Annotated in this window: 25 protein-coding genes; all 25 read right to left on the bottom strand. The window is 33.0% G+C overall.

The genetic code is table 11. The annotated features are described in order from the left end of the window. Positions 1–29: 29 nt before the first annotated feature. The 25 genes from rseP to flhF all read right to left on the bottom strand — a co-directional run bounded on the left by rseP (position 30) and on the right by flhF (position 23,622). A complete protein-coding gene (gene rseP, locus BMY18_RS04120) occupies positions 30–1,439 on the bottom strand; it encodes an RIP metalloprotease RseP (protein WP_330385934.1) in 1,410 nt (469 codons plus the stop codon). A 1-nt stretch (position 1,440) separates the two neighbouring features. Then, complete coding sequence (gene dxr, locus BMY18_RS04115; protein ID WP_092450835.1) at positions 1,441–2,583, bottom strand: 1-deoxy-D-xylulose-5-phosphate reductoisomerase; 1,143 nt, start codon at positions 2,581–2,583, stop codon at positions 1,441–1,443. 166 nt (positions 2,584–2,749) lie between these two features. Then, positions 2,750–3,553: a phosphatidate cytidylyltransferase gene (locus BMY18_RS04110; protein WP_092451013.1), complete on the bottom strand. Its 804-nt coding sequence runs from the start codon at positions 3,551–3,553 to the stop codon at positions 2,750–2,752. 1 nt (position 3,554) lies between these two features. Continuing rightward, on the bottom strand, positions 3,555–4,289 hold the full coding sequence (locus BMY18_RS04105; protein WP_092450833.1) for an isoprenyl transferase: 735 nt from the start codon (positions 4,287–4,289) through the stop codon (positions 3,555–3,557). 122 nt (positions 4,290–4,411) lie between these two features. Further along, positions 4,412–4,963, bottom strand: coding sequence for a ribosome recycling factor (frr, locus tag BMY18_RS04100; RefSeq protein ID WP_092450831.1), 552 nt, complete (start codon positions 4,961–4,963; stop codon positions 4,412–4,414). A gap of 67 nt (positions 4,964–5,030) precedes the next feature. Beyond that, positions 5,031–5,726 carry a UMP kinase gene (pyrH, locus tag BMY18_RS04095; RefSeq protein ID WP_092451011.1) on the bottom strand — a complete coding sequence of 232 codons (696 nt, stop codon included), beginning with the start codon at positions 5,724–5,726 and terminating at the stop codon, positions 5,031–5,033. A gap of 36 nt (positions 5,727–5,762) precedes the next feature. Further along, complete coding sequence (locus tag BMY18_RS04090; RefSeq protein WP_092450830.1) at positions 5,763–6,494, bottom strand: polymer-forming cytoskeletal protein; 732 nt, start codon at positions 6,492–6,494, stop codon at positions 5,763–5,765. A 24-nt stretch (positions 6,495–6,518) separates the two neighbouring features. After that, on the bottom strand, positions 6,519–7,481 hold the full coding sequence (locus BMY18_RS04085) for a polysaccharide deacetylase family protein (protein WP_092450828.1): 963 nt from the start codon (positions 7,479–7,481) through the stop codon (positions 6,519–6,521). 121 nt (positions 7,482–7,602) lie between these two features. Then, complete coding sequence (locus BMY18_RS04080) at positions 7,603–8,904, bottom strand: amidohydrolase (RefSeq protein ID WP_092450826.1); 1,302 nt, start codon at positions 8,902–8,904, stop codon at positions 7,603–7,605. 93 nt (positions 8,905–8,997) lie between these two features. Further along, positions 8,998–9,930 carry a translation elongation factor Ts gene (tsf, locus tag BMY18_RS04075; protein WP_092450824.1) on the bottom strand — a complete coding sequence of 311 codons (933 nt, stop codon included), beginning with the start codon at positions 9,928–9,930 and terminating at the stop codon, positions 8,998–9,000. A gap of 112 nt (positions 9,931–10,042) precedes the next feature. Further along, positions 10,043–10,771, bottom strand: coding sequence for a 30S ribosomal protein S2 (gene rpsB, locus BMY18_RS04070; RefSeq protein WP_092450823.1), 729 nt, complete (start codon positions 10,769–10,771; stop codon positions 10,043–10,045). A 174-nt stretch (positions 10,772–10,945) separates the two neighbouring features. Further along, entirely contained in the window at positions 10,946–11,455 is a 510-nt protein-coding gene (locus BMY18_RS04065; RefSeq protein WP_092450821.1) for a hypothetical protein, read from the bottom strand. Between the two features lie 15 nt (positions 11,456–11,470). Beyond that, a complete protein-coding gene (locus BMY18_RS04060; RefSeq protein ID WP_092450819.1) occupies positions 11,471–12,289 on the bottom strand; it encodes a DUF6115 domain-containing protein in 819 nt (272 codons plus the stop codon). A 450-nt stretch (positions 12,290–12,739) separates the two neighbouring features. Further along, positions 12,740–13,054 carry a hypothetical protein gene (locus BMY18_RS04055; protein WP_092450817.1) on the bottom strand — a complete coding sequence of 105 codons (315 nt, stop codon included), beginning with the start codon at positions 13,052–13,054 and terminating at the stop codon, positions 12,740–12,742. A gap of 95 nt (positions 13,055–13,149) precedes the next feature. Continuing rightward, positions 13,150–14,754 carry a DUF342 domain-containing protein gene (locus BMY18_RS04050; RefSeq protein ID WP_092450815.1) on the bottom strand — a complete coding sequence of 535 codons (1,605 nt, stop codon included), beginning with the start codon at positions 14,752–14,754 and terminating at the stop codon, positions 13,150–13,152. Positions 14,755–14,787: 33 nt separating this feature from the next. After that, on the bottom strand, positions 14,788–15,549 hold the full coding sequence (locus BMY18_RS04045; protein ID WP_092450813.1) for a FliA/WhiG family RNA polymerase sigma factor: 762 nt from the start codon (positions 15,547–15,549) through the stop codon (positions 14,788–14,790). A 26-nt stretch (positions 15,550–15,575) separates the two neighbouring features. Continuing rightward, positions 15,576–15,833: a hypothetical protein gene (locus BMY18_RS04040; RefSeq protein ID WP_092450811.1), complete on the bottom strand. Its 258-nt coding sequence runs from the start codon at positions 15,831–15,833 to the stop codon at positions 15,576–15,578. A gap of 44 nt (positions 15,834–15,877) precedes the next feature. After that, positions 15,878–16,363, bottom strand: a complete 486-nt coding sequence (locus BMY18_RS04035) for a chemotaxis protein CheD (protein WP_092450810.1) — start codon at positions 16,361–16,363, stop codon at positions 15,878–15,880. A gap of 46 nt (positions 16,364–16,409) precedes the next feature. Further along, positions 16,410–17,042, bottom strand: coding sequence for a chemotaxis protein CheC (locus BMY18_RS04030; protein ID WP_242940955.1), 633 nt, complete (start codon positions 17,040–17,042; stop codon positions 16,410–16,412). Positions 17,043–17,060: 18 nt separating this feature from the next. Continuing rightward, the gene (locus BMY18_RS04025; RefSeq protein WP_092450808.1) at positions 17,061–17,525 is read right to left on the bottom strand and encodes a chemotaxis protein CheW; all 465 of its coding nucleotides are present in this window, start codon (positions 17,523–17,525) and stop codon (positions 17,061–17,063) included. Between the two features lie 12 nt (positions 17,526–17,537). After that, positions 17,538–19,616, bottom strand: coding sequence for a chemotaxis protein CheA (locus BMY18_RS04020; protein ID WP_092450806.1), 2,079 nt, complete (start codon positions 19,614–19,616; stop codon positions 17,538–17,540). Position 19,617: 1 nt separating this feature from the next. After that, on the bottom strand, positions 19,618–20,778 hold the full coding sequence (gene cheB / locus BMY18_RS04015) for a chemotaxis-specific protein-glutamate methyltransferase CheB (RefSeq protein WP_330385931.1): 1,161 nt from the start codon (positions 20,776–20,778) through the stop codon (positions 19,618–19,620). A 2-nt stretch (positions 20,779–20,780) separates the two neighbouring features. Next, the gene (locus tag BMY18_RS04010; RefSeq protein WP_092450804.1) at positions 20,781–21,497 is read right to left on the bottom strand and encodes a flagellar brake protein; all 717 of its coding nucleotides are present in this window, start codon (positions 21,495–21,497) and stop codon (positions 20,781–20,783) included. A gap of 15 nt (positions 21,498–21,512) precedes the next feature. Then, positions 21,513–22,391 carry a MinD/ParA family protein gene (locus tag BMY18_RS04005; RefSeq protein WP_092451005.1) on the bottom strand — a complete coding sequence of 293 codons (879 nt, stop codon included), beginning with the start codon at positions 22,389–22,391 and terminating at the stop codon, positions 21,513–21,515. A gap of 1 nt (position 22,392) precedes the next feature. Further along, positions 22,393–23,622, bottom strand: coding sequence for a flagellar biosynthesis GTPase FlhF (flhF, locus tag BMY18_RS04000; RefSeq protein WP_092450802.1), 1,230 nt, complete (start codon positions 23,620–23,622; stop codon positions 22,393–22,395).

Here is a 23,622-nt window from a genome sequence, read left to right as displayed (position 1 = left end):
TGAAATCATTCATCTTATTAGCCTAGATTTTACATAAATATATTCTTCACATCATTAAACAAGATTAATACCATAAGAACCATAAGCAAAATCATTCCTACAAAATGTACCATTCCTTCTTTTTCTTTATTAATAGGCTTTCCTCTAACTGCTTCTATAATACAAAACACCAGTCTTCCACCATCTAGAGCGGGAATTGGTAATAGGTTCATAACACCCAAATTGGCACTAATCATGACTGCAAAACTAAATAAATTTAACATGATATAGAAAGCTCCATCTGGCTTGCTTTGTTCTACTACATTTCCAATTACATTGACAATGCCTACAGGTCCAGCCACATCATTCAGTGAAACTTTTCCTCCAACTAGCATACCAAGACTGTCAAATACTGTTCTAATCCAATACCCAACTTCCTTTACACCATACTCTAAAGTATGAATAGGAGTTGTTTTCACTCTTTCACCATAGCAAAATAATCCTGTATAGTATGACTCCGTTTCAGTTAACTCTGGTATGACATTAAGAGTAACTTCTTTTCCATCTCTTTCCACCAGCAAAGTAACTTCTTTTGAGCCTGTAACTGCCAAAATCTCAGACAGCTGGTCACTACTTGTTATCGGCTGACCATCTACTGATTTCACCAAATCATTAACCTTAAGTCCGCCCTTTTTAGCAGGTGAATCTGCAGAAATGGAATTAACGACACAATTAGATATCGTAATTCCTACTCTGTATGCGGAATTTTTATTATACAGTGGCGTTAAAGTTGTGGTATGTTTTTCACCAGCTCTAACATAAGTAACGTCCATAGTCTTATCAGGATACAAAGTTCTATATAAAGTCAACTCTCTCGTAAAAGTAATATCTCTTCCATTAATCGATGTAATCAAGTCGCCTTCTTGTAATCCAGCGATAGACGCTGGAGAATCCGCATTGATCAAATTAACTGTACAAGGATCATATCCTAAACTTCCGATAATAATAACAGCAAGTATAAAAGCTAATAAAAAATTAAATATCGGTCCAGCTGCTAATATTGACATTCTAGCCCATACCGACTTACTTGAAAAAGCTCTTGTCATATCATATTGTTTTTTCAGTGCTTTATCACTATCGATAATCTTGTTGCTTGTATTTGCATTCGCATTCGTATTCGCATTATTTTTAATGCTTTGCCTATTTGTAGGGATGCTTTTATCCTCATCAGTAATCTCAGCATCATAATCTTCTCCAAGCATCATACATGCTCCACCAAATGGAAGAAGCTTAAGGCTATACTCTGTTTCACCCTTTTTAAAATGTAAAAGTTTTGGACCAAATCCCAACGAGAATTCTACAACCATTACCCCATTGGCTTTTGCCAATATAAAATGTCCAAACTCATGTACTAAAATAATTACGCTTAATAATATAATTGCAAGAATTATATCTATCAAATCACCACCTGCTTTCAATCAATTCATAAACGCTACGCTCTGTATCTAAAATTTCTTCTACAGTAGGTTCTGCAATAAATGATAAATCATTCATAGCCATTTCTATTATATCTGGTATATCTAAAAATTTAATTTTTCTAGCAAGGAATTTACTAACAGCTAATTCATTTGCAGCATTAAATGCTGTAGGTATATTTCCGCCTTTTGCTGCCGCTTCATATGCCAATCTGAGTCCTTTGAAATTAGTAAAATCCGGTTTTTCAAATGTAATCTGCTTTAGTTCAAAAAAATCTACGCGTTTTGTATCAAGCGGTCTTCTATGCGGAAAATACAGTGCATATTGAATCGGAAGACGCATATCTGGACTTCCAAGTTGTGCCATTATTCCACCATCAACAAATTCGACCATCGAATGAATTACGCTTTGTGGTTGTACTACCACATGTACCTTCGTAGCCGGAATATCAAAAAGCCACTGGGCTTCCATAACTTCCAAACCTTTATTAACCATTGTAGCTGAATCAATCGTGATTTTTTTACCCATTGACCAGTTAGGATGTTTCAAAGCATCCTCAAGTGTAACATTTTTCATCTGTTCAATCGTTTTCCCTCGAAATGGTCCGCCTGACGCAGTTAGTAAAATCTTGTTCACTTCTTTTTTAAACTCACCATTAAGTGCCTGAAATATTGCTGAATGCTCACTATCTACCGGATATATTTTAATTCCATTCTCTTTTGCCAGTCGCATTATAATATGCCCAGCTGTGACAAGAGTTTCCTTATTTGCTAATGCAATATCTTTCTTTGCCTTGATTGCTTCAATTGTCGGAATAATTCCCATCATTCCAACAACAGCTGTGACCACAATTTCTGCTTCTGGAATTGTTGCTACTTCAACAAGACCCTGATTACCAGATACAATTTTAACATCAATATCATTCACTAATAACTTAAGTTGGCTTTCAAGTTCTGGTTTCCCAATACATACAAGCTTTGGACCAAATTCTCTAATCTGTTCAGCCAAAAGCTTAATATTACTTCCAGCTGCCAACGCAACAACTGATATATCACCATTTTTTCTTACAACGTCAAGTGTCTGAGTCCCAATTGAACCTGTTGAGCCTAAAATTGATATCTTTTTCATAGTGCTCCCGTCTGCTGCTTTAGCAGCATTAAAATCAAGGATGTGAAGGTGCTTTTCCCTTCACAATATTCTCCTATTTTGCTGCTTTAGCAGCATTAAAATCAGGATGTGAAGGTGCTTTTCCCTTCACAACATTCTCCTATTTTGCTACATTAGCCATTACTTTCTAACATCTCAAAAAATAAACCACCCAAAACACAACAGGTGCAGTAAATATTACGCTGTCATATCTATCTAGTATTCCACCATGGCCTGGTATTAATTTACCATAGTCTTTCACTTCATGATCTCTCTTGATTGCTGAGGCGGCCAAATCTCCTACAATTGATAATAATGCACCAGTAGCACTAGCCACAGCAAATACGAAAATAGTATTTGTAACTATTGTAAGTTTTCCTGTAACTATATAACCATAAACTGCGCCCAAAACTGCAGCCCCAATTACACCACCGATTGCTCCCTCAACTGTTTTCTTAGGAGAAAGTTTTGGAGCCATTTTATGTTTTCCGAATAATACACCGGTAAAATAAGCAAACGTATCATTACCCCAAGAGCATATAAATATAATCCATACAACATAAATCCCATTTTCTATTTCACGGGTTTGATATATGTAAGATAGCATAACTGCCACATAACAAATTCCAAAGAAAACCATAACAGCATCTTCTATTTTGTATTTGGGAAAGCTTATAACATATACTGTCATAATCAGCATAAGTGCTGCCAAAAGTATAAGTAATGAGTATTGTTGATAATTAAAATATACACATATATAATATACTATTGCAAACAAATATCCGATTATACCAATTAATTGCTTGTGTATGCCTACAATTCTATATAATTCCATCATTCCAATTAGCGAAATGAAAATACACACTCCAAATAAGTACCAACTTCCTATCCAAAGTGAAGATACCGTTAATATTATCAGTACAATTCCACTTAATATTCTCTCGAACAATATATTAATCCCCCTTAACTCCGCCAAAGCGTCTCTCTCTCTTATTGTATTTCTCAAATGCCTTTATCAATTCTTCTGTATTGAAATCTGGCCATAACACAGGTGTAAAATAAAATTCTGTATATGCTAACTGCCATGGCATAAAATTAGACAATCTTTCTTCACCGCTAGTTCTAATAAGCAAATCAGGATCAGGAAGTTCATTCGTATCAAGATAAGAATGAATGAGCTGTTCATTAATGTTATCAGGCAAAATCTTATTACATTGCAAGTCCGCAGCTATTTTCTTTACAGCTCTAACTATTTCATCTCGTCCGCCATAATTAATTGCAATTGTAAAATTAAGTCCAGTGTTGTTTTTAGTAGATTCTTCAAGATTAAAAATTCTTTCTACAATATCATCACTCAGGCCCGTTGACTCACCGATAACACGGCATTTAACATTATTTTTCATACATTTTTTTATACAATCCTTCAAATAGGTTCTAAGGATTTTCATCAATGTACTTACTTCATCGGGTGAACGTTTCCAATTCTCGGTTGAGAACGCATATATTGTAAGATATTTGACTCCAATATCATCTACTACCGTAAGCATATCTTCTACTACTTTGCTACCCTGAACATGGCCATATGTTCTTGGCATATGTTTTTTCTTGGCCCATCTTCCATTTCCATCAAGTATTATCGCTACATGCTGTGGAATATTTAGTCCTAATTCTTTGTTAAAGTTATCCAATGAGGCCTCCTTGCATTTTTCATTTTGCACACGAAATCCGTAGAAAATATAACTTTCTACGGATTCTAGAAATAACTACCAGAAAACGAAAAAACTTTTTTCTAATAGTTATAATATGTTAATTATACTGTGAGAATTTCTCTTGTTTTATCATCTACTGCTCTATCTATTTCAGTCACATATTTATCTGTCAATTTCTGTATTTTATCTTCGACAATTTTCAAATCATCCTCTGATATTTCATTTGCTTTACTTTGTTTTTTAAATGCATCATTTGCATCACGTCTAATATTTCTGATTGCAACCTTTGCATTGTCACCTTTTTTCTTAATATCCTTAGCTAATTCTTTACGTCTTGCTTCTGTTAAATCTGGGAATATTAATCGAATGACTTTCCCATCATTATTAGGAGTAAGTCCTAAATCCGAAACAAGAATTGCTTTTTCGATTTCTTTAATTAGGTTACTTTCCCATGGTTGAATCTGAATAACTTTTGCTTCTGGTACAGATATATTAGCTACCTGCTGTAACCCTGTTGGTGAACCATAGTAATCCACTTTTAATTTATCTAAAATATGTGGATTAGCTCTACCTGCTCTAATTGCATCAAATTCTTCCAATAAAGAATCTATTGATTTTTTCATTTTTTCTTCATACTGTTTAATTTCAATCATTTTCAAATCCGTAATATTACGGTTCCTTTCTAAAATTCGAATCTATATTATTAATATAGAAATAATATTATACTGTAACTACTGTTCCTGATATCTTACCACTCAGTGCATTAACAATACTGTTCTCTTCATTCAAGCCAAAAACTATAAGTGGCATTTTGTTTTCCATGCACATAACTGAAGCTGTCATATCAATCACTCCAAGTTTCTTTTCAACAACTTCCTGGATTGATATTTCCTTATATTTCTTTGCATTAGGATTGATCTTAGGATCACTATCATATATGCCATCAATTGCTTTTGCAAGTAATATTGTATCTGCATCAAGTTCGATTGCTCTAAGTACAATTCCTGTATCTGTTGAAAAATATGGATGACCGGTACCACCTGCAAAAAATACTACCATTCCTTTTTCAAAATACTTGTTTGCTCTATCCTTTGAAAATAGCTTTGTCATACTGCCACATTCAAATGGTGTAAGTATATTAGTCATGATTCCAACTGAACGAAATATTTCCGATACATAAATGCAGTTCATAATAGTTGCAAGCATACCAATCTGATCTGCTTTTGTTCGATCAATATTATTGTTTGAGCGCCCTCTCCAATAATTACCACCACCTATTACGATACCAACTTGTATTCCTTTTGAAATTATTTCTTTCACCTGCTTTGAAATATTTTCAATTATTACATCATCATATCCTGACTTTTTATCTCCTGACAATGCTTCTCCGCTTAACTTTAATATAACGCGATTCAAACTCTTCACAATTTCACCTCAAAAATGTACTACCATTTATTTCTTTTTTTTATCGAATATTGCATTTGCATTAATATCAGCATAACACTGTGAACAACGACCTTCGATAGTTGCCCCATTATTAATTTGAACTGACTTTGATTTTATATCACCAACAATTACTGCTGATGCATCAATTATAACTGGTCCTTGAATATCAATATCACCTTTTACAGCACCAGCAATTACGGCCGAAGTCGCTGCTATATTTCCAACGATAACCGAACCTTGTCCGATTTTAATAGAACCGTAAGCTTCAATATTTCCTTCGATTTGCGCATTATTTGCAAAAACCTCAGCTGCTTTCGAATCACCAACAATCGATCCGCTAACTGTAAGTTTTCCTTTGCAAATGACATTACCTTCGACAAACCCAAATAAATCAATTGAACCTTTTGAATTCAAATCACCTATAACAGATAAACCTTTTGTAATAACTGCTGTTTCATCAATTACATCTTCATCATCTTCTTCAATATCATTAGCAGAAATTCCTACTTCTGATTTAATATCAGCTGCCAAACTTTCAATTAGATTATCGGCTTTAATTGAACTCTCTATACTATCCATTGCCTCTTTTTCAATTGATGCAGCCATATCTGATATTGATGCATCATCTAATGTGTTAACCATAACATCTTCATCCTTTGTCTTTTCTGTTTCCGGTTCTGTAACTAAATCATTAACTGCCTGCGATAAATCCTCTTTAAAATCTTTAAAAAATCCCATTATTAGATTCCTCCCATATTTGTACTACTTGCTAATTTTATGTTGAACAGGAGTGGTTTTGTCTGTAATAGGTAAAACCTTAGCTCCCATATCAGTTAATTGTCCTAATATACTCGGTAGTGCTTCCACAGTATTCAATTTGTTATTTGCATCATGAAATAAAACCACTGCATTATTTTCTTGTTCAACACCTGAAATAACATTGTTAATTATTTTTTCTGTTGATAACGGAGTACTTACCGCATCTCCCGAAGATATGTTCCAATCAAAATATGTAATTCCCACACTATCAAGATAAGATACACAAGTATTAATACTTATCTTGCTTACAGTGTTGCTTGATCCACCTGGAAATCTATAAATTGTAGGCTTATATCCAGTCACATCAAATAAGAAGTTTTGTATTTCAGTAACATCCTGAATATATGTTTCCATGGATTCATATATTTTTGTGTAAATATGCGACGATGAATGCATCGCCAAAGTATGTCCTTCATTCAAAATTCTTTTATATCTTTTTATTGAAGCCTCATCAGTCTTTTCAATTACAAAAAACGTAGCTTTCACTTTATATTTTGCTAATATATCTAAAATCAAATCCGTATTATCTGACGGTCCATCATCGAATGTAAGATATACTTTCTTTTCATTTTCATTTGTGATTATCGTGCTAATATCAGTACTAAGCTCTTGCGTATCGAGTATCTCATTATTCAATGGATCATCTGTAATTTTAACGTTTGTAACTTTATCTTCTCCCTTGGCTGGCAGATCAGAAACTCCTGCTTTTTGCTCTCCAATAGAAGCTGACTGCGTATATGACATTAAATCATTAATTTTATTTTCCAACTTTGAAATTTTTATAAATAATAAAAAGCATAGTATAATTGGTATAATAATAAGGGCAAATGTGCAAATGATAATTATTTTTTTAATTTTTGCAATTCTTTTTTTTCTACACTGAGCATTTTTAGTAGAATCATCCATCAGAATCCCTCCGATCTTCGCCCAAATATGATTTATTATATCACATACTGTCGTATTATAGAAGAATTTTAATGAATATTGTCAAATAATTTTATTAGCTAAAATCACCTATTTATTTATATCATTTTTTTGATAAAAATGCAAATTTTTCAACAAGTTCATTTGCTTTCTTATAAATATTTTGAGGTTCCTCTCCAATATAAAAATTGCCGTTCTCATATAAGATTTTGCCGTTTATCATAGTAAGTTTAACATTTTGCTTATTTCCACTATATACAATATTTTTTGTTATATTATTAATCGGCTGCATATTGGGCTGATTCAAGTCTATCATTATCAAATCTGCTAGCTTTCCTTTTTCTAGCGTGTCTGCATTTGTAAGCCCCATTGCATAAGCCCCATTTAATGTCGCCATTTTAAGCACTTCATTTGCATCTACTGCTGATGCATCATTTTCTCTATATTTTGCAAGCCCCGTAACCAAAAACATCTCTCTAAACATATCTAAGCAATTATTACTGGCTGGCCCATCTGTACCAATTGCCACCAAAATATCTTTTTTTAAATATGTGGATATCGGTGCAATGCCGCTTGCTAGTTTTAAATTAGAGGCTGGATTTGTAACAACGGTAAGATTCTTCCTTTTAAAGATTTCAATGTCCTCATCAGTCATATAGATGCAGTGGTAGCCACCTCCACCATAGTCAAATATCCCTAAAGAATCAAGATATGCTGTTGGTGTCATATTATTTCTTTTAAGGCAGCTTTCAACTTCTGACTTCGTCTCAGATAAGTGTGTAAATACAGGAGCTTTATATTTCTTAGCTAATTGTGCAATTTGCTTTAATATCGATTCAGATGTAGTATACTCCGCATGGAATCCTAATACATAACTGATTAGAGGGTTATCGTTATTCCATTTTAAATACATTTTCTCTATATAATCAGGGGTTAATGTGAAATCATTAATAGACCCAACCTGAACACATCTCATTCCGGTATCTATACAAGCTTTTCCAACCGCTTCAGGATTAATATACATATCAAAAATAGCAGTAATTCCTCCAGATACATATTCAAGTACTGCTAATTTTGTAAGATCATATATATTTTGAGCTGTCAACGTTGCTTCAATTGGAAACACTTGATTATGAAGCCATTCATCAAGCGGCATATCATCTGCTAATGACCTTAAACAAGTCATCGGAGAATGGGTATGTGCATCTTTAAACCCGGGCATTAACAAATTATTTTCACAATCAATCTCTTTGTCCCAATCAATTGAATTCATTAAATTTTTAGATTCACTATCTGTACCAACAAATATTATGGTTTGATTTTCAATCCAAACCTGACCATCTTTGATTATATTTAACCCATCTGACATTGTTAAAATCATTGCATTATAAAACCTAGTATTCACTTATATTCACCCCCGGAAGTTTAATATCCAAGAAAAGCACTATCATTCATATTACTACGAATAATAATGCTCTAATGTTAATTTAATCTAAATTTATTTACTAACCTGTTTTGCAACTTCTTCAGCAAAGTTTTCTTCTTTCTTTGCAATGCCTTCTCCTGTTTCAAAACGTACAAATTTCTTGATTGTAATGTTAGCTGAATTCGCTTTCGCTACTTCTTTAACATAAGCAGATACTGACTGTTTTCCGTCTTCAGCTCTTACATAAACTTGATCCAAAAGGCAGATTTCTTTTAATTCTTTGTTAATTCTTCCTTTTACCATACCTTCAATAATCTTATCGTTAGCATCTGGTTTTTCGTTCTTTGCAGCTGCTGTTAAAATTTCTGTTTCTTTTTCAATGAATTCAGCATCTACTTCCGCATCACTTGTATAAAGTGGTTTGATAGCGGCAACTTGCATTGCAATATTTTTAGCCATTTCTTTGATCTCGTCATTTATAACATCAGTTACAACATCAATAACTACACCAATTTTACCACCCATATGCATATAAGAAGCAACGAAACCGTTTTCTTCTGTAACTTTTTCAAATCTTCTAATGCTTAATTTCTCACCAATAAATGCAATCTGGCTTGAAAGTTCTTGTTCAACTGTTTTCGATGTATCTTTTGCCCATGGCTCAGATAAAAATTCTTCAACTGATGCTGCTTTTGTGTCAATAACTTGTAAAGCAACTGCGTCTACATAAGCATTAAAATCTGCATTTTTTGCAACGAAATCAGTTTCAGAATTGATTTCAACAATTGCTGCTGTTATGTTATCAACGATAACGACTTTAGTAATACCTTCTGCTGCAATTCTTCCTGCTTTTTTAGCTGCTGCTGCAAGTCCTTTTTCTCTTAATACTTCTATAGCTTTTTCCATGTCGCCTTCTGCTTCTGTAAGAGCTTTTTTACAGTCCATCATTCCTGCACCTGTTGATTCTCTTAAACCTTTTACCATAGCTGCTGTAACTTCTGCCATTTGTAATTACCTCCATAATTTATTTATTTTAAATTTTACAATTTTTTATAAATTTTAAAAAATGCTTCAACCTGGACTAGCAGGCTGAAGCATCTTATCACTTTAACACTAATTAAGCTTCAACTGTTTCTTCTACTTCAGCAGCTTCTGCTACTTCAGCTCCCTGATTTGCTTCGATAACAGCATCTGCCATCTTAGCAACAATAAGTTTAACTGCTCTTATTGCATCATCATTACCAGGAATAACAAAATCCAATTCTTCTGGATCACAGTTTGTATCTACAATGCCAATAAGTGGAATTCCAAGTGCATGTGCTTCTTGAATACAAATTCTTTCCTTCTTAGGATCAACAACAAAAATAGCGTCTGGAATCTTTTTCATTTCTTTGATTCCGCCAAGATTCTTTGTGAGTTTCTCTAGCTCTTTCTTTAAGTTGATAACTTCTTTCTTAGGAAGAACATCAAATGTTCCATCTTCTTGCATTTTTTCGATTGCTTTTAATCTTGCGATTCTACTTTGAATAGTCTTGAAGTTCGTAAGCATTCCGCCTAACCATCTTTCATTCACATAGAACATTCCACAACGTGCTGCTTCAGTTGCGATTGCGTCCTGAGCTTGCTTCTTAGTACCTACAAAAAGAATTGTTCCGCCATCTGCAGCAATGTCAGACATTGCCTTGTAACATTCATCAACTTTACCTACTGATTTCTGTAAATCGATGATATAGATACCGTTTCTTTCTGTGTAGATGTACTCAGCCATCTTAGGGTTCCATCTTCTTGTCTGATGTCCGAAATGAACACCTGCCTCAAGTAATTGTTTCATTGATATTACGCTCATAATATACCTCCATTGGTTATTTTGTCTTCCGCAAATGTCATCTTTCTAAACCACCAGTGCGTAAACTGGCACCGATTCAGAAATCTATTTGCGTGTTTTTTTACTTTTGCAATTGTATCATACTTATTGAGTATAAAGCAAGGCTTTTTTATTTATCGAACAAATTTGATTGTTTTACTTCCCTGTTATTATTTTGGCTATACTTTCATAATCCTGACCTTTCAACAACGTATATGTCCCATTATGAATTTTTACTGCATATCCTGAGCTTTCCAAATACTTATTAAAATCCTTCCAGTCATCAATCACTCCTGCATTTGCAATAGCCTGTGCTGCATTTTCAGATCCTGATATATTACTTAAAACTACAGTTATTGGTTGGTTAACCACTTCTACATTTTGTACAGTAGTTGCCTCTGTAACTTTTTCTTCCGATGTCTGTTCCTGTGCTTGTGTAACTACTTCTGACTTTGTTTGAGCGGAAGTTTCATTTTTTTGTTCTATTGTTTGCTCTGTATTTGCTGCTTTCGTTTCAGCCTTGCTAGTATTAAGCACCGAAGCTACAGTACTAGGATTTTCAAGTAATGTTGACTGACTATTTCTAATGCCATTCGCAACTGTAAGTATTAAGGTAGTAACTAAAACGCCAACTCCTAATCCTCTTAAATAAAATTTGAGTTTCATAATACCTCTACCTCACTATTTTCCACTATTATACAAATCAATTACAAGTTTTACTTCTCCAACACCAAGACTTAATTCTTTCGCAATATCTTTGTTAGATTTTCCATCCATATAAAGTTTTAAGATTTTTTCATTATTATTTGCACCTTTTTCAAACTGAATATTCATCTCAACAACATTTCCTTGGATTTGTCGTGAAGCTATCTTTTTACTTTTGATTGGCTTACTGATTGATTTCGAATCATTTTCACCAGAAGAACTAGATGCTGATTTTTTTGAAAACTTTGCAATTGTATTAATTTTACCATTTATAAGTTCTGCATTCTCTACATGTTTCGCGCTTATATTTCTAGTTAACATTTCAACAGCTAATGCTGCATTATTTTTATCATTATCAAATTCGCTATCTTCAATAGATTCATCTGTTACTGAAACTTCTGACTGCATTTTCGCAGCTTGCATTTTTGTAAGATTAACATCTTTGACTGTTGATTTTACTTCCTTTGCTTTTTCATTTAGCATATCATATAAAAAAACTGTTTCGTTATGATTACGATTGATTTCACCTAGAACGGTATCTGCATATTCGTTCATTTCCAAGATTTTAGTATTAGAAATTTTTTCTAATGTTACTTCTGTTTTCTCACCAAGTGCTTCTAATTCTTTTTCAATAACCACATTGATTTGATTTTGGATACTTTCTTTTTGTTTTATAGTTAATTCGGCAGACACAATTTGATTTTCGCTAGACTCAATTCTACCATTGCCCATCACATAACTCACTATTACACAAATAATTCCACAGATCATTAATACTATTTCTAACGTTGACATATTTATACCTATGCATACCTCAATCTACAATTGCGATACTACCCATATAAAGAGTGTGAAGGAAACCTGCATTTTGGGCCCTTTCATTTTGATTTTTCTATCACACTTGTTTCTCTTTTGTCTTGAAACGTAAATTTTGCAATAAATAAAAATGCACAACATTCTTACAAGCGAATCTTTATTTCGCATTTCCGCCGCTTTTGAATTTCCGACTTTTCGCATTTCCGCCGTTTTCGCATTTCCGCCACTTCTACATTACAGTTAAATTATATGATTCAAGTGATAAAACGCACTTTATAACATAACCCGTGAAAAACAATATATAATTATGCATTTCGCCGCAGACCGGCTGAAAACAGCGCACTTTGCTGTTTGAAGGAAAGGCAAGGCAAATACATAATTATATATTGTTTTTCACTCACACCTATCAATTAAGTTTTTCACAAATCCCTATATCTTAATGTCAAACCCTTTTTGGCCTTTTACGAACACTCGCCCTTCTGATGTATCTTCTTCGCTATCATGTTTTGATGCATTACTTCCAAAATAATTATTGCTGCCCTTTTCTTTGGCATCAAATTTCTTTTGTCCATTATCCAAATCATCTTTCTTACCAACTTGTTCCGATTTTGAATTTATTTCTTTCGTAAACAGATTCTTAATATTAACTTGGTCTATCATAGGTTTGGATATTTCATTCTGCTTGATTTGCGACACCTCATTCATCCTTTGAAGTGTTGCAAAATCAACTGGTCTTACTGACATAACTACTCCCATCTGCTGTGCAAATGCAATTCGTATTATTTAAGGACTCACCATATAATAATCATGAAAAATAAACCGTTCAAACAAATATATTGTTATAGTGGAACGCTTGCAATGTCGGCTCCAACTTTCATAAATTGACAATAAGTATACTTTTCTCTAAGAAATAGATATTGCTCACCAAATACAAACTTAATACCAGGATAGGCATTGTTATATACTTTGATTCTAGCATTACTGTCCTCTGTTAACAGCATTCTGCATTCCTCAAGTTCCTTTTTATCTGACGTTATGAGTTGTTCAAGCATTATCAAACTTTTCATTGTGTTTTGTAACATCTTTTGTTTTTCTGTATCTAATGTACCATTTGCCTCTTGTTTTTTTCTTAATAAAGTCATTAACTGACTTAACTGAATTTTACTATTTCCTGATTTATCAAGTTCTTTTTTTAATTCATCTAATCTCTTTTTTACAGAAGGGTCTACACCAACTCCAACTGTTGTAGATGTTCCCATTCCATTTCCAATTGTTTTTGCTTCAATTAGTGATGATGACCTAACATCGCCTCCAATTATAAGTCCATTTCTTCCATTTACAATAATGTGTCCTTTTGCAATTACTTTGCTATGTAAAATTGTATCTGTCTCAATATTGCCACCTGCAATTATGCTTTCCGCACTCTCAATAAATTTAGTTACAATATTGCCACCTGCCTGAATAACAGCTCTATTCATACCCTGTATTCCGTTATTAATAGAAATGTTACCAACTGCAAAGATCTTTGAGCCCTCAATTATACCATTTACTGTAATATCTCCAGCAGATTTAACTGAAAATCCAGCTAATACATTACCTTTAACAACAATACTACCATCATATTCAATATCACCAGTCGAATTATCTACATTCGATAGTTCCAAAACATTTGAAACAAATACTTTATCATTTTCCAATGTGACATGTCCACTTACTTCGGAAATAAGTGAAAGACCATCAATTGAAATCTTCGTATTTTTTTGATTTCTAAGCATTACTTTTCTAACTCTTCGGGGTTGAATTGATCTATTAAATATATCAAAACCTGGTTCTCCCACATCCTCAGGAATTACTGAAGCAATAATATCGCCAGCCTGAATATGATTAACATTATCGAGTGTATGAAAATCAACTGATCCGTCTTCTTTCATTTTAGGTTTAGGCTTTAAATCAGTATTAAAATTATATACGAGTTCTCCGTCTTTTCCTTCTCTTGGTGCTAATCCCCTTGCAAGAAAATATACTTTGAAATATTCTTTTTCTTGAATGAATTGTCGAATCGCCAAATTATCAATACCATATTTAACACCAACACTTTGCAAATCTTTAACAATCTCTTGCTCGGATAATTCATTTGCTCCTTCAAATGGTGGATAAAATATAGCTTCAACTGTCATACCATTAGTAGATATTCTATAATCACCAAATTCATTGCTCGGAAATACAGTATAATCGGATACTTTAACAGTAATAGGAACATCCGTTACTTTGAATGCCTCTTTTGCCTTAATTAAACTGCAATCAGCAATCTTTCTTTTTTCGATGTAAAACATAAAATCATCAATCGATGCTCTTTTTCCACCAATTTTAGGTGGGTAAACTGTAAGATATAATCCATCACTTGCTATTGAAAATTTAAAATAACCACCTAGACAATCACTCATAACCCACCCCAAACTGCCCCAAGAGGAGCCTTTCTAAGACAATATGTTCATATAAACGCCTAATTTTGATTTCATTTTAATAAGTGCTTTTGTGTGTAATTGAGAAATTCTTGATTCTGATACTTCTAAAACATAACTTATTTCTTTTAACGTCATTTCCTCATAATAATAAAAAAGAATAACTCTTTTTTCTTTTTCCGTAAGTGTATCTAACGACTCCATTATTTTAAATTTCAGTTCTTGTTTTTCTACAACATCTTCTGGCATTTCAAATGGTGACTTATTTATTGAATCAGTCTTCACCTCACTACCAGCTTCTGTATATTCATCTAAAGAAATCAAGTTTGTAGATTTTGCTTGTCCTTGCCAGTTGTAAAATTCTTCCATAGATATTTCTAGTTCTGCTATAATTTCTTCATCTGTTGCAACTCTTCCATTCGCAGATTCGATTTTTGACGTTGCAGCATCTATCTTCTTTTGCTTTTGCCTAAGTGACCTAGGAATCCAATCCATTTTTCTTATTTGATCAAGAATTGAACCTCTAATTCTTAGACTCGCATACGTTTCAAATTTAACATTTTTTCCATAATCAAATTTATCTATAGCATCAATCAAGCCAAAAATGCCATAACCAACTAAATCATCATAGTCAACATTATATCCTAAATACATGCTAAGTCTACCCGCTACAAGCTTAACAAGTTGAGAATACTCAATAATCAGTTGTTCTCTTAACTCATTTTTTTTTGTTTTAGAATATTCCATCCATAATTTATTTTTACTGGTTTCATCCATTCAAGTTGCCCCCGACACAATGTATGTTATATTTTCAGATTGCTATTACCATCTGAATCCGAATCTGAATCAGATTCATCAAACTTCTCATTTGAAATAGAATGTTCTTCGAATGTCATATTCAGAATTTTTCTAAGCGCCAAACCAATCAAATAAAATATAACCATCACAACAACTAATATCCATAAAGCTTGATCTATCGGATACTGATAAATTAATGTGATTATACATGCAAAAAATCCAGACACTAATACAATAATTGTAGGTAAATTACGAAATTTCATATTTGTCCTCATTTCTGTACTACTTTTAAAAGGTTAAAATAAAATTATAATGTTTTTAAAGGTTTTCCCACTGATTTAATTACAAAATTGCCAGTTTCAGCATGTAACTCAACTGTTCGACCATAATTGTAACCAGTATCTTCAACCATGATGCGTATATTGCTTTTTATTAAGTTTTCTTTAGCTGCTTCAATATTTCTTTCACCAACTCTAAGTAAATCATTAGTTGATTTCATGGCAAACATCTGTGCTCCGCCTGCAATCTTAGCTACTATTCTTGATCTATTTGCTCCAATCAAAAGCATTTGACGTATTAATTCTTGAATTCCTGTATCAGCAAATTTTGCAAGATTTTCATTATTCCTAATCTTTGTGCTATCAGGTAACATCAGATGCAATAGACCGCTTACTTTTGTAATTGGATCGTATAATGCAACGCCGACGCATGACCCAAGTCCTAGTGTCGTTAAAACATCAGGACTCTTACATACTTGTAGATCTGCCATACCTACCTTTATCATCTCGCCCATATTTTCTACCTTTTTCGTTTAATAAATGATTTTATGTAAATTAGCGTTACATTCCTAAAGACGACAGTATTTTGTCATAAGATTCATAATCCGGAATCAGTAGAAAATATCCAGTCACAAAATCCATTTCACCAAACTGTGACTCAATTAATAATAACTTATCACCATATTTTCCAAATTCTATGGCTGGAACGCTAATTAAAGCCCCAACCATATCAATTGTCAAATTAGGAACAGATGAAACTATTTTCATATTTGTAAGTGTTGCAATTGCTGTTAAATATGAACCAGCCACGATATTCCCAATCTCATTAAGGGCTGACAACTCAATTTCCGAAAAGTCTGTACTTTCGTTATCGATAGATTTGTTTTCTATTGGTTTTTGCATCAATACGTCTACCAAATGATGTGCTGACTTAATATCAAAGAAGAACATCATCATACCATTGATTTCGCCTTCTAATTCTAAAAGTATTCCGACAACAATCTGCTCTTCAGAACCGATCAAATTAGAAATCTCTTTAAACGAAATCAACCCCACCTTGGGGACTGACATATCCATTTTCATACTAAGCATTTGTGAAAGTGCAGTAGTTGCATTACCCGCACCAATATTTCCAATTTCCTTTAAGACATCGTATTGCATTTCATCTAATGCATTAAGATTAATTTTTCCCAAAGAATCACCGCTTTCCTTTTAGTTTTCTTTTTCAACAATTATACCAATAATATCAAGAAGTGTTATAAGTTCACCTTTACTTTTACCAATTGCATTGATATATCCTGAGAATTCGTCGTTTACATCAGTAGCCAGATTCTCTATATTAGCTTCATCTAAAGTAACAACCTCTTTAACCTGATCAACAATAATTCCAATTGATGCATTTTCTACTTTTACAATAATGATTCTTGATTTATCAGTAAATACATCATCCTCTAATCCAAGTTTGATTCTAATGCTCATAACTGGAATTATTTCGCCTCTTAGGTTAATTACTCCTTTATAATAAGGCTGAGTTTTTGGAACTCTTGTGATTCTTTGAATTCTAACAATATTATCAATATACTTAATGTTAATTCCGTATTGTTCGTTACCAATATTGACTACTATGTATTGTAATGATGTTGGCTCTTCTACGCTATTCAATTTTAATTCATCCATAATGATTCCCCCCTATACAAGTGTATTAACATCAATAATCAAAGCTACAGAACCATCACCAAGGATAGTTGCACCACTTATCATTCTATTAATATTAATATACTTTCCTAGTGATTTTATAACGATTTCTAACTGACCAATTAGGCTGTCAACAACAAGTCCAGCTTGTTTATCGCCTTTATTTACAATAACAACTGTAATATTTTCTTGTTCTTCTTGTTCTCCAGGAAGATCAATAACTTTATTTAATCTAACAAGTGGAATTACATTTCCACGAAGGTGAATTACCTCTTTTGAATGGACATGTTTAATCTCACTAACAGGAATATCCTCAATTGTCTGAATTGAACCGAGAGCAATTGCATATTTCTCATCACCAAGTTTAACCATAAGTGCTTGAATAATTGCAAGTGTAAGTGGAAGTCTAATTGTAAATGTACTTCCTTCTCCATATTTACTCTTAACTTCAACGTCACCGCCAAGTGCTTCTATCTTTGATTTAACAACATCTAGCCCAACACCTCGTCCTGAAACATCAGAAATCTTTTCTGCTGTAGAAAAGCTTGGCCTAAATAGCAAATCAACGATTTCCTTATCGGACATCATAGATGCTTGCTCCTCAGTGATAACTCCTTTTTTCAATGCACTACCTTTTACTTTTTCAACGTCAATTCCATTACCATCATCTCGAACCTCAATAACAACATTATTGCCATCTTGGAAAGCATCAAGGAAAATTGAACCAACTTCATCTTTTCCTCGTTCTTGTCTAACTGCGCTATTTTCTAGCCCATGATCAGCTGAATTTCGGAGTAAATGCATTAAAGGATCTCCAATTTCATCAATAACTGTACGATCAAGTTCTGTTTCTTCACCGGTCATATAAAGTTCCATCTTCTTATCAAGCTTTTTACTTAAGTCACGAATCATCCTTGGAAATTTATTAACGACACTTTCAATTGGCATCATTCGAACTTTCATAACAGATTCATGAAGATTCGTTGTAACTCTTTCTAAGTATTCAATCTGCTCATTAAAGCCTTGATTTGTATTCATATTTTTATCATCTTCAGAATTACTAGCTGAAACAAGACCATTCTTTGCAATAATAAGCTCGCTCACAAGATTCATTAATACATCTAACTTTTCAATATCAACTCTTACTGATCTTCCAACTGTCTTTGCCTGTGATTTATTATTAACCACTGGTGCCTTTTGATTTGTTGCTGCTGGCTTAGTTTCATTCGAGTAAACTTGATCTAAATCTTTATTATCTTCATTATCTTGTGCATTAATTTCCTCATCAGAAAATGGTATTGTAATTACTTCTCCAAAAGCGTCACCGATTTCAGAAACATTTTTTATAATTTTTGTTATACTTTCAAAAGATTCTTTTGAAACGATAATAATGTTAAATGTTAAGTCAAACTGTTCATCTTCAATATCTTGTACAGTAGGTTCTGACTTAATAATATCACCATGACCTTCCAAATTTTTAAATACCAAGAATGCTCTTGCTGCCTTCAAAATACAATTAGGGTCAACTGCAACCTGAATCTTATATACATTCAGATCTCTTTTTAAAGCTTCATTCACCGCATGCTTTTCAAAATCAGCAAGTACAATATCATTCAATCCAGTTTCGCTACTAGCTGCTGTTTCTGCTAATGCACTTGATGCTTTTACAGTCTTTAGTGTCTTTTCAGTTCCGCTGTTTAAGAAGTCGTTAAGTTGTTTGATGACAGGTTCATTATCATAGGTACCTTCATCTTGGCTACTTTGAATATTGGAAACATAGCTTTCAAGAGCATCAAGGCATTGGAATAATACATCAACCAAATTAGCCGTTACTTTCATCTTGTCATTGCGAATTTCAGCAAACACATTTTCCATATTGTGTGTAAGATTCTGCATTCTCTTGTAGCCCATTGTTCCAGCCATTCCTTTTAATGAATGTGCTGCTCTAAATATTTCATTAATTGTTTCCTTATTTTCTGGCTCTTTTTCTAATACTAAGAGCTGCTCATTAAGGCTTTGTAAATGTTCGTTTGATTCATCAATAAAAATCTCTAAATATTGGCTTACGTCCATTTTAAGACACCCCCACATTCTTTGTAATTGCAGCTGCAACTTTATTGAGAGGTACAATCTCGTCAACAAGCCCCACCTGTACTATTGCCTTTGGCATTCCATAAACTACACAGGTTTCTTCATTTTGAGAAATCACATGTATATTCTTTTTTGCTGCTGCTAATCCTTGAATTCCTTTTGTTCCATCTGATCCCATTCCTGTAAGAACTACGCAAGTTATTTCGTCATAATTACATTCCTCTAATGATTTAAACATTACATTTGCACATGGTCTCAATCCTTCAATTGCTGGTTCATCACTAATTTTTATTACAAATGACGCACCACTTTTGGATATTTTTAAATGTCGACCACCTGGCGCAATATAGACACATCCTTTGGAAATAACATCACCTTCCTCGGCCTCTTTCACCTTAATATCACTAATTTCATTAAGACGTTGAGCCAATGAAAATGTAAATCCTTTTGGCATATGTTGAACAATTACAACACCCGCATCCAAATTATTCGGTAGAAATGGGATTAATTGTTGTAATGATTTTGGTCCACCTGTTGAACATGCTAATGCGACTATTTTTGTTTCATTTCTTTTTATGTCTGTAAATAATGTGGTATCCACTTTAATAGTAGATACATTCTGCTCCGTACTTCTTCTTCTTAACGCATTCAGTGCCTCTGCCGCTTCCTCCAATTTTTTCAAGTGATTTGTTTCCATCGGTGTTGATACAGTTTTGGTCCTAGCAATAGAATTACTAGAATTTGTAGCTAAGTCAAGCATATTATGAATCTGTTTTTTAAAGACATCACCCTTTGTATCTAGATAGTTTTCTGGCTTGGTTACGAAATCAAAAGCTCCATATTCAAGTGCTTTGATGGTTTCCTTAGCCCCATCTTTTGCTACTGTACTAACCACAATAACCGTCTGATTAATACGATTTTTCTGCAGTTTCTCCAATAGCTCCAATCCATTCATTTTTGGCATATTAATATCAAGTATTATAGCACTATATAAATTAGGATTAGATATAATCAAATCAAATCCTTCAACGCCATCTTTTGCAATGGCAGCTACTTCATAATCATTACTCTCGTTAATTATATCAGAAATGACCCTTCTCATGAGTGCAGAGTCATCAATTACTAATATTTTTTTAAGCAACATCATCATCCTCTTTCTTTTTGTAGTATCTTTTTCTGTTCATCAAAAATATATTTGACAATTAATTCCCTAATTTCTTTGGGAATCTTATTATATTCAATCCTATGTTCTCGCAAATCCAATCTATTATCAGAAGTGGTAGATGCAATCACTCTTCCTAACACATTTAAATTTTTAAATATTGAACCAACCATCACATTAAATTCAATAAGTACAATATCATTTTTCTTATATAACTCATTTGAAACAATTTTTACGCCGCCACCACTGATATCAATTATAGCTGCGGTCTTCTTTTTATTCTTATACTCTTCTGGAAATGTTAGTAACTGAATAAAATTCTTCATTTCATTTTCTGAAATCAAACAAATACTGGCATCAATATTGGTATTAAACCTAAAATATTCACGCCTCTGAAATTTTTCTAATTTTGATATAGGTTTTAGCTCTACTAAATATATTTTTTCTATTTTACTTCTTCCCACTACTTCACAAACAGCTTTATATAATCCTTTTTCTGTTTTAAAAATCACATCATACTTAGCGCCAACTTCTAGTGGCACCAAGTGTCCCCCATATATTGGCATTGCTGCTTGAAAAGTAATATCGCTAATGTCTAGTACTTGGCTCACATAATTTCTTGCATTCTCATTTTGAGCTTCATTTCTATTCAATGTTTGTTTTAATTCAATTTTTATTCCTACTGAAATTAGGTTGTCCATCTTCACTCCGCCCTTTTATAACCTTCTAGCAAACACTGATTTAAAATAACCTCTAATACCTTTTCTATAAATAAATGCTGTATCTTCACTATTTTCTAATGATTGTGTAATCTTCTCGAAACTTTTAGTAGAAATCGCTGTGGGAAACATAAGTGATACTGGTTTTTGCTTCATCACAGCTTTCGATATACAATTATCTTGCGGTATATTACCAAGGAACTCTAATTTCAACCCTAAAAATTGTGATACCACCATACTTAACTTTTCAAAAAGATTTCTGCCCTCTTCTTCAGACATAACTTTATTAGCAAGTATTCTTATTTTTGTCTCTTCTTTATTAAAATCCTCATTCATACTCAATGCTTTCAGTAATGCATATGAATCAGTAATTGAAGTTGGCTCTGGTGTTGTAACAATAATTGTTTCAGGTGCAGCAAGTACAAATTCCATAACACTTGAAGAAATGCCTGCTCCAGTATCAATAATAATAATATCAGCCAATTCTTCAAGATCAGAAAGTTTATTCACTAATCTTTTTATTTGTTCTTTATCCAAATTAACCAGCTTTGCGATTCCTGACCCGCCCGAAATAAAGCCAACCCCTTCAAGGCCCTCAATGATAATTTCTTTTAACTCTTTCCCTTTAAAAATTATATCACTTAAGTTATATTTTGGTATTATCCCGAACATTACTTCAATATTAGCCAATCCAAAATCTGCATCTAAGATTATAACTCTTTTCCCAAGTTTTCTATATTGTAATGCTAAATTAATCGAAACGCTTGATTTTCCAACTCCGCCTTTCCCACTCGTTACAGCAAAAACTCTGGCATTGTTAACTTGTTTCTGATTCTGGCGCTTTATAATGGTTCTTAAATTTTCTGCTTGATCCATATTAATCATTGCCTCCCAGTAATTGTTTTGCTAAACTCTGTTCGTTAATTACCTCAATGTCAGTTGGTACATTCTGGCCTGAAGTAGTGTATGATAGCGGAGCATTCGTTAATAGTTTTAAATTTAGAATATTACCAAGGCAACAAGTTTCATCCAACTTCGTAAATATAATTTTATATTCTTGAACATCCTTATAAGCTTCTGTGATTTTAACCAAATCCTTATATTTTGTTGTAATACTTAATGTAAGAAACACTTCGATATCATAAAGATCTTTAGTATTGGCTGCTTTTTGCAATAAATCAATGATTTCTGTCATTTGTTCTTCATTTTTATGAGTACGGCCTGCAGTATCTACCAAAATCAAATCATAAGATTCATATAACTTAAGACAATCTACTATCTCATCGGCAGAATACACCACGTCTACAGGACAATCAATAATAGATGCGTAGGTATTAAGTTGCTCAACTGCCGCTATTCTATATGTATCGGCAGTAATAAATGCGACTTTAGTTTGATGCTCCAATTTAAATGTAGATGCTATCTTTGCGATTGTTGTTGTTTTACCAACACCTGTTGGTCCTATAAAAAATGCGACCTTTGTCTTTTTACCTAAAACAATCGGCTTGGGTTCTCCGAGTTTTAATATTATCTTTTGATATACACCAGCTAATAAGCTGTCGATATTTGATTCTTTTTTAAGAGAGCCTTCGATTTCACTTATTATCATATTCGCAAATTTTTCATCGACGTCATTATCAATTAATTTTTGATAAATAAGTTGTAAGAATTTAAAATTATTATTTTCTTTTTCTCTTACTACTTTTTTCTCTTCTTGCTTAGAATATGTAACTTCATTGATTGCTTTTTCAAAATCAGTCTCTTTTTCCAACTGGTTTCTAAGTGAATTATGTAGTGAATCAAGTTTTACTTCTAACATCTCAGATTTTGTTCCTGCATCAAGCTTTTCGTCTGCAACTATATTGATAGAATGGCTATTAATGCCTATATTATTCTGAAATCTAGGTTTATTTTGACTGATATTTTGCACGAAATCTTTTTCTTCCAAAGCCGCTGTGATTTCAACAATATCTTTTTTGAAAAGTCTAAATATTCCTCGTTGCTTCAATGTCTTAACATTAAGCACCACGGCACCACTGCCTAGTTCTTCCTGTGCTTTTATTACTGCTTCTGTCTCTGTAAGTGCTTGAAATTTTTTAACTATCAT

The organism is [Clostridium] fimetarium (genome assembly GCF_900111235.1).
Lineage (GTDB): Bacteria > Bacillota > Clostridia > Lachnospirales > Lachnospiraceae > Clostridium_N > Clostridium_N fimetarium.
The sequence above is the reverse complement of the archived record's forward strand: the minus strand, read 5'-3'. Positions and strand labels throughout refer to the sequence as shown.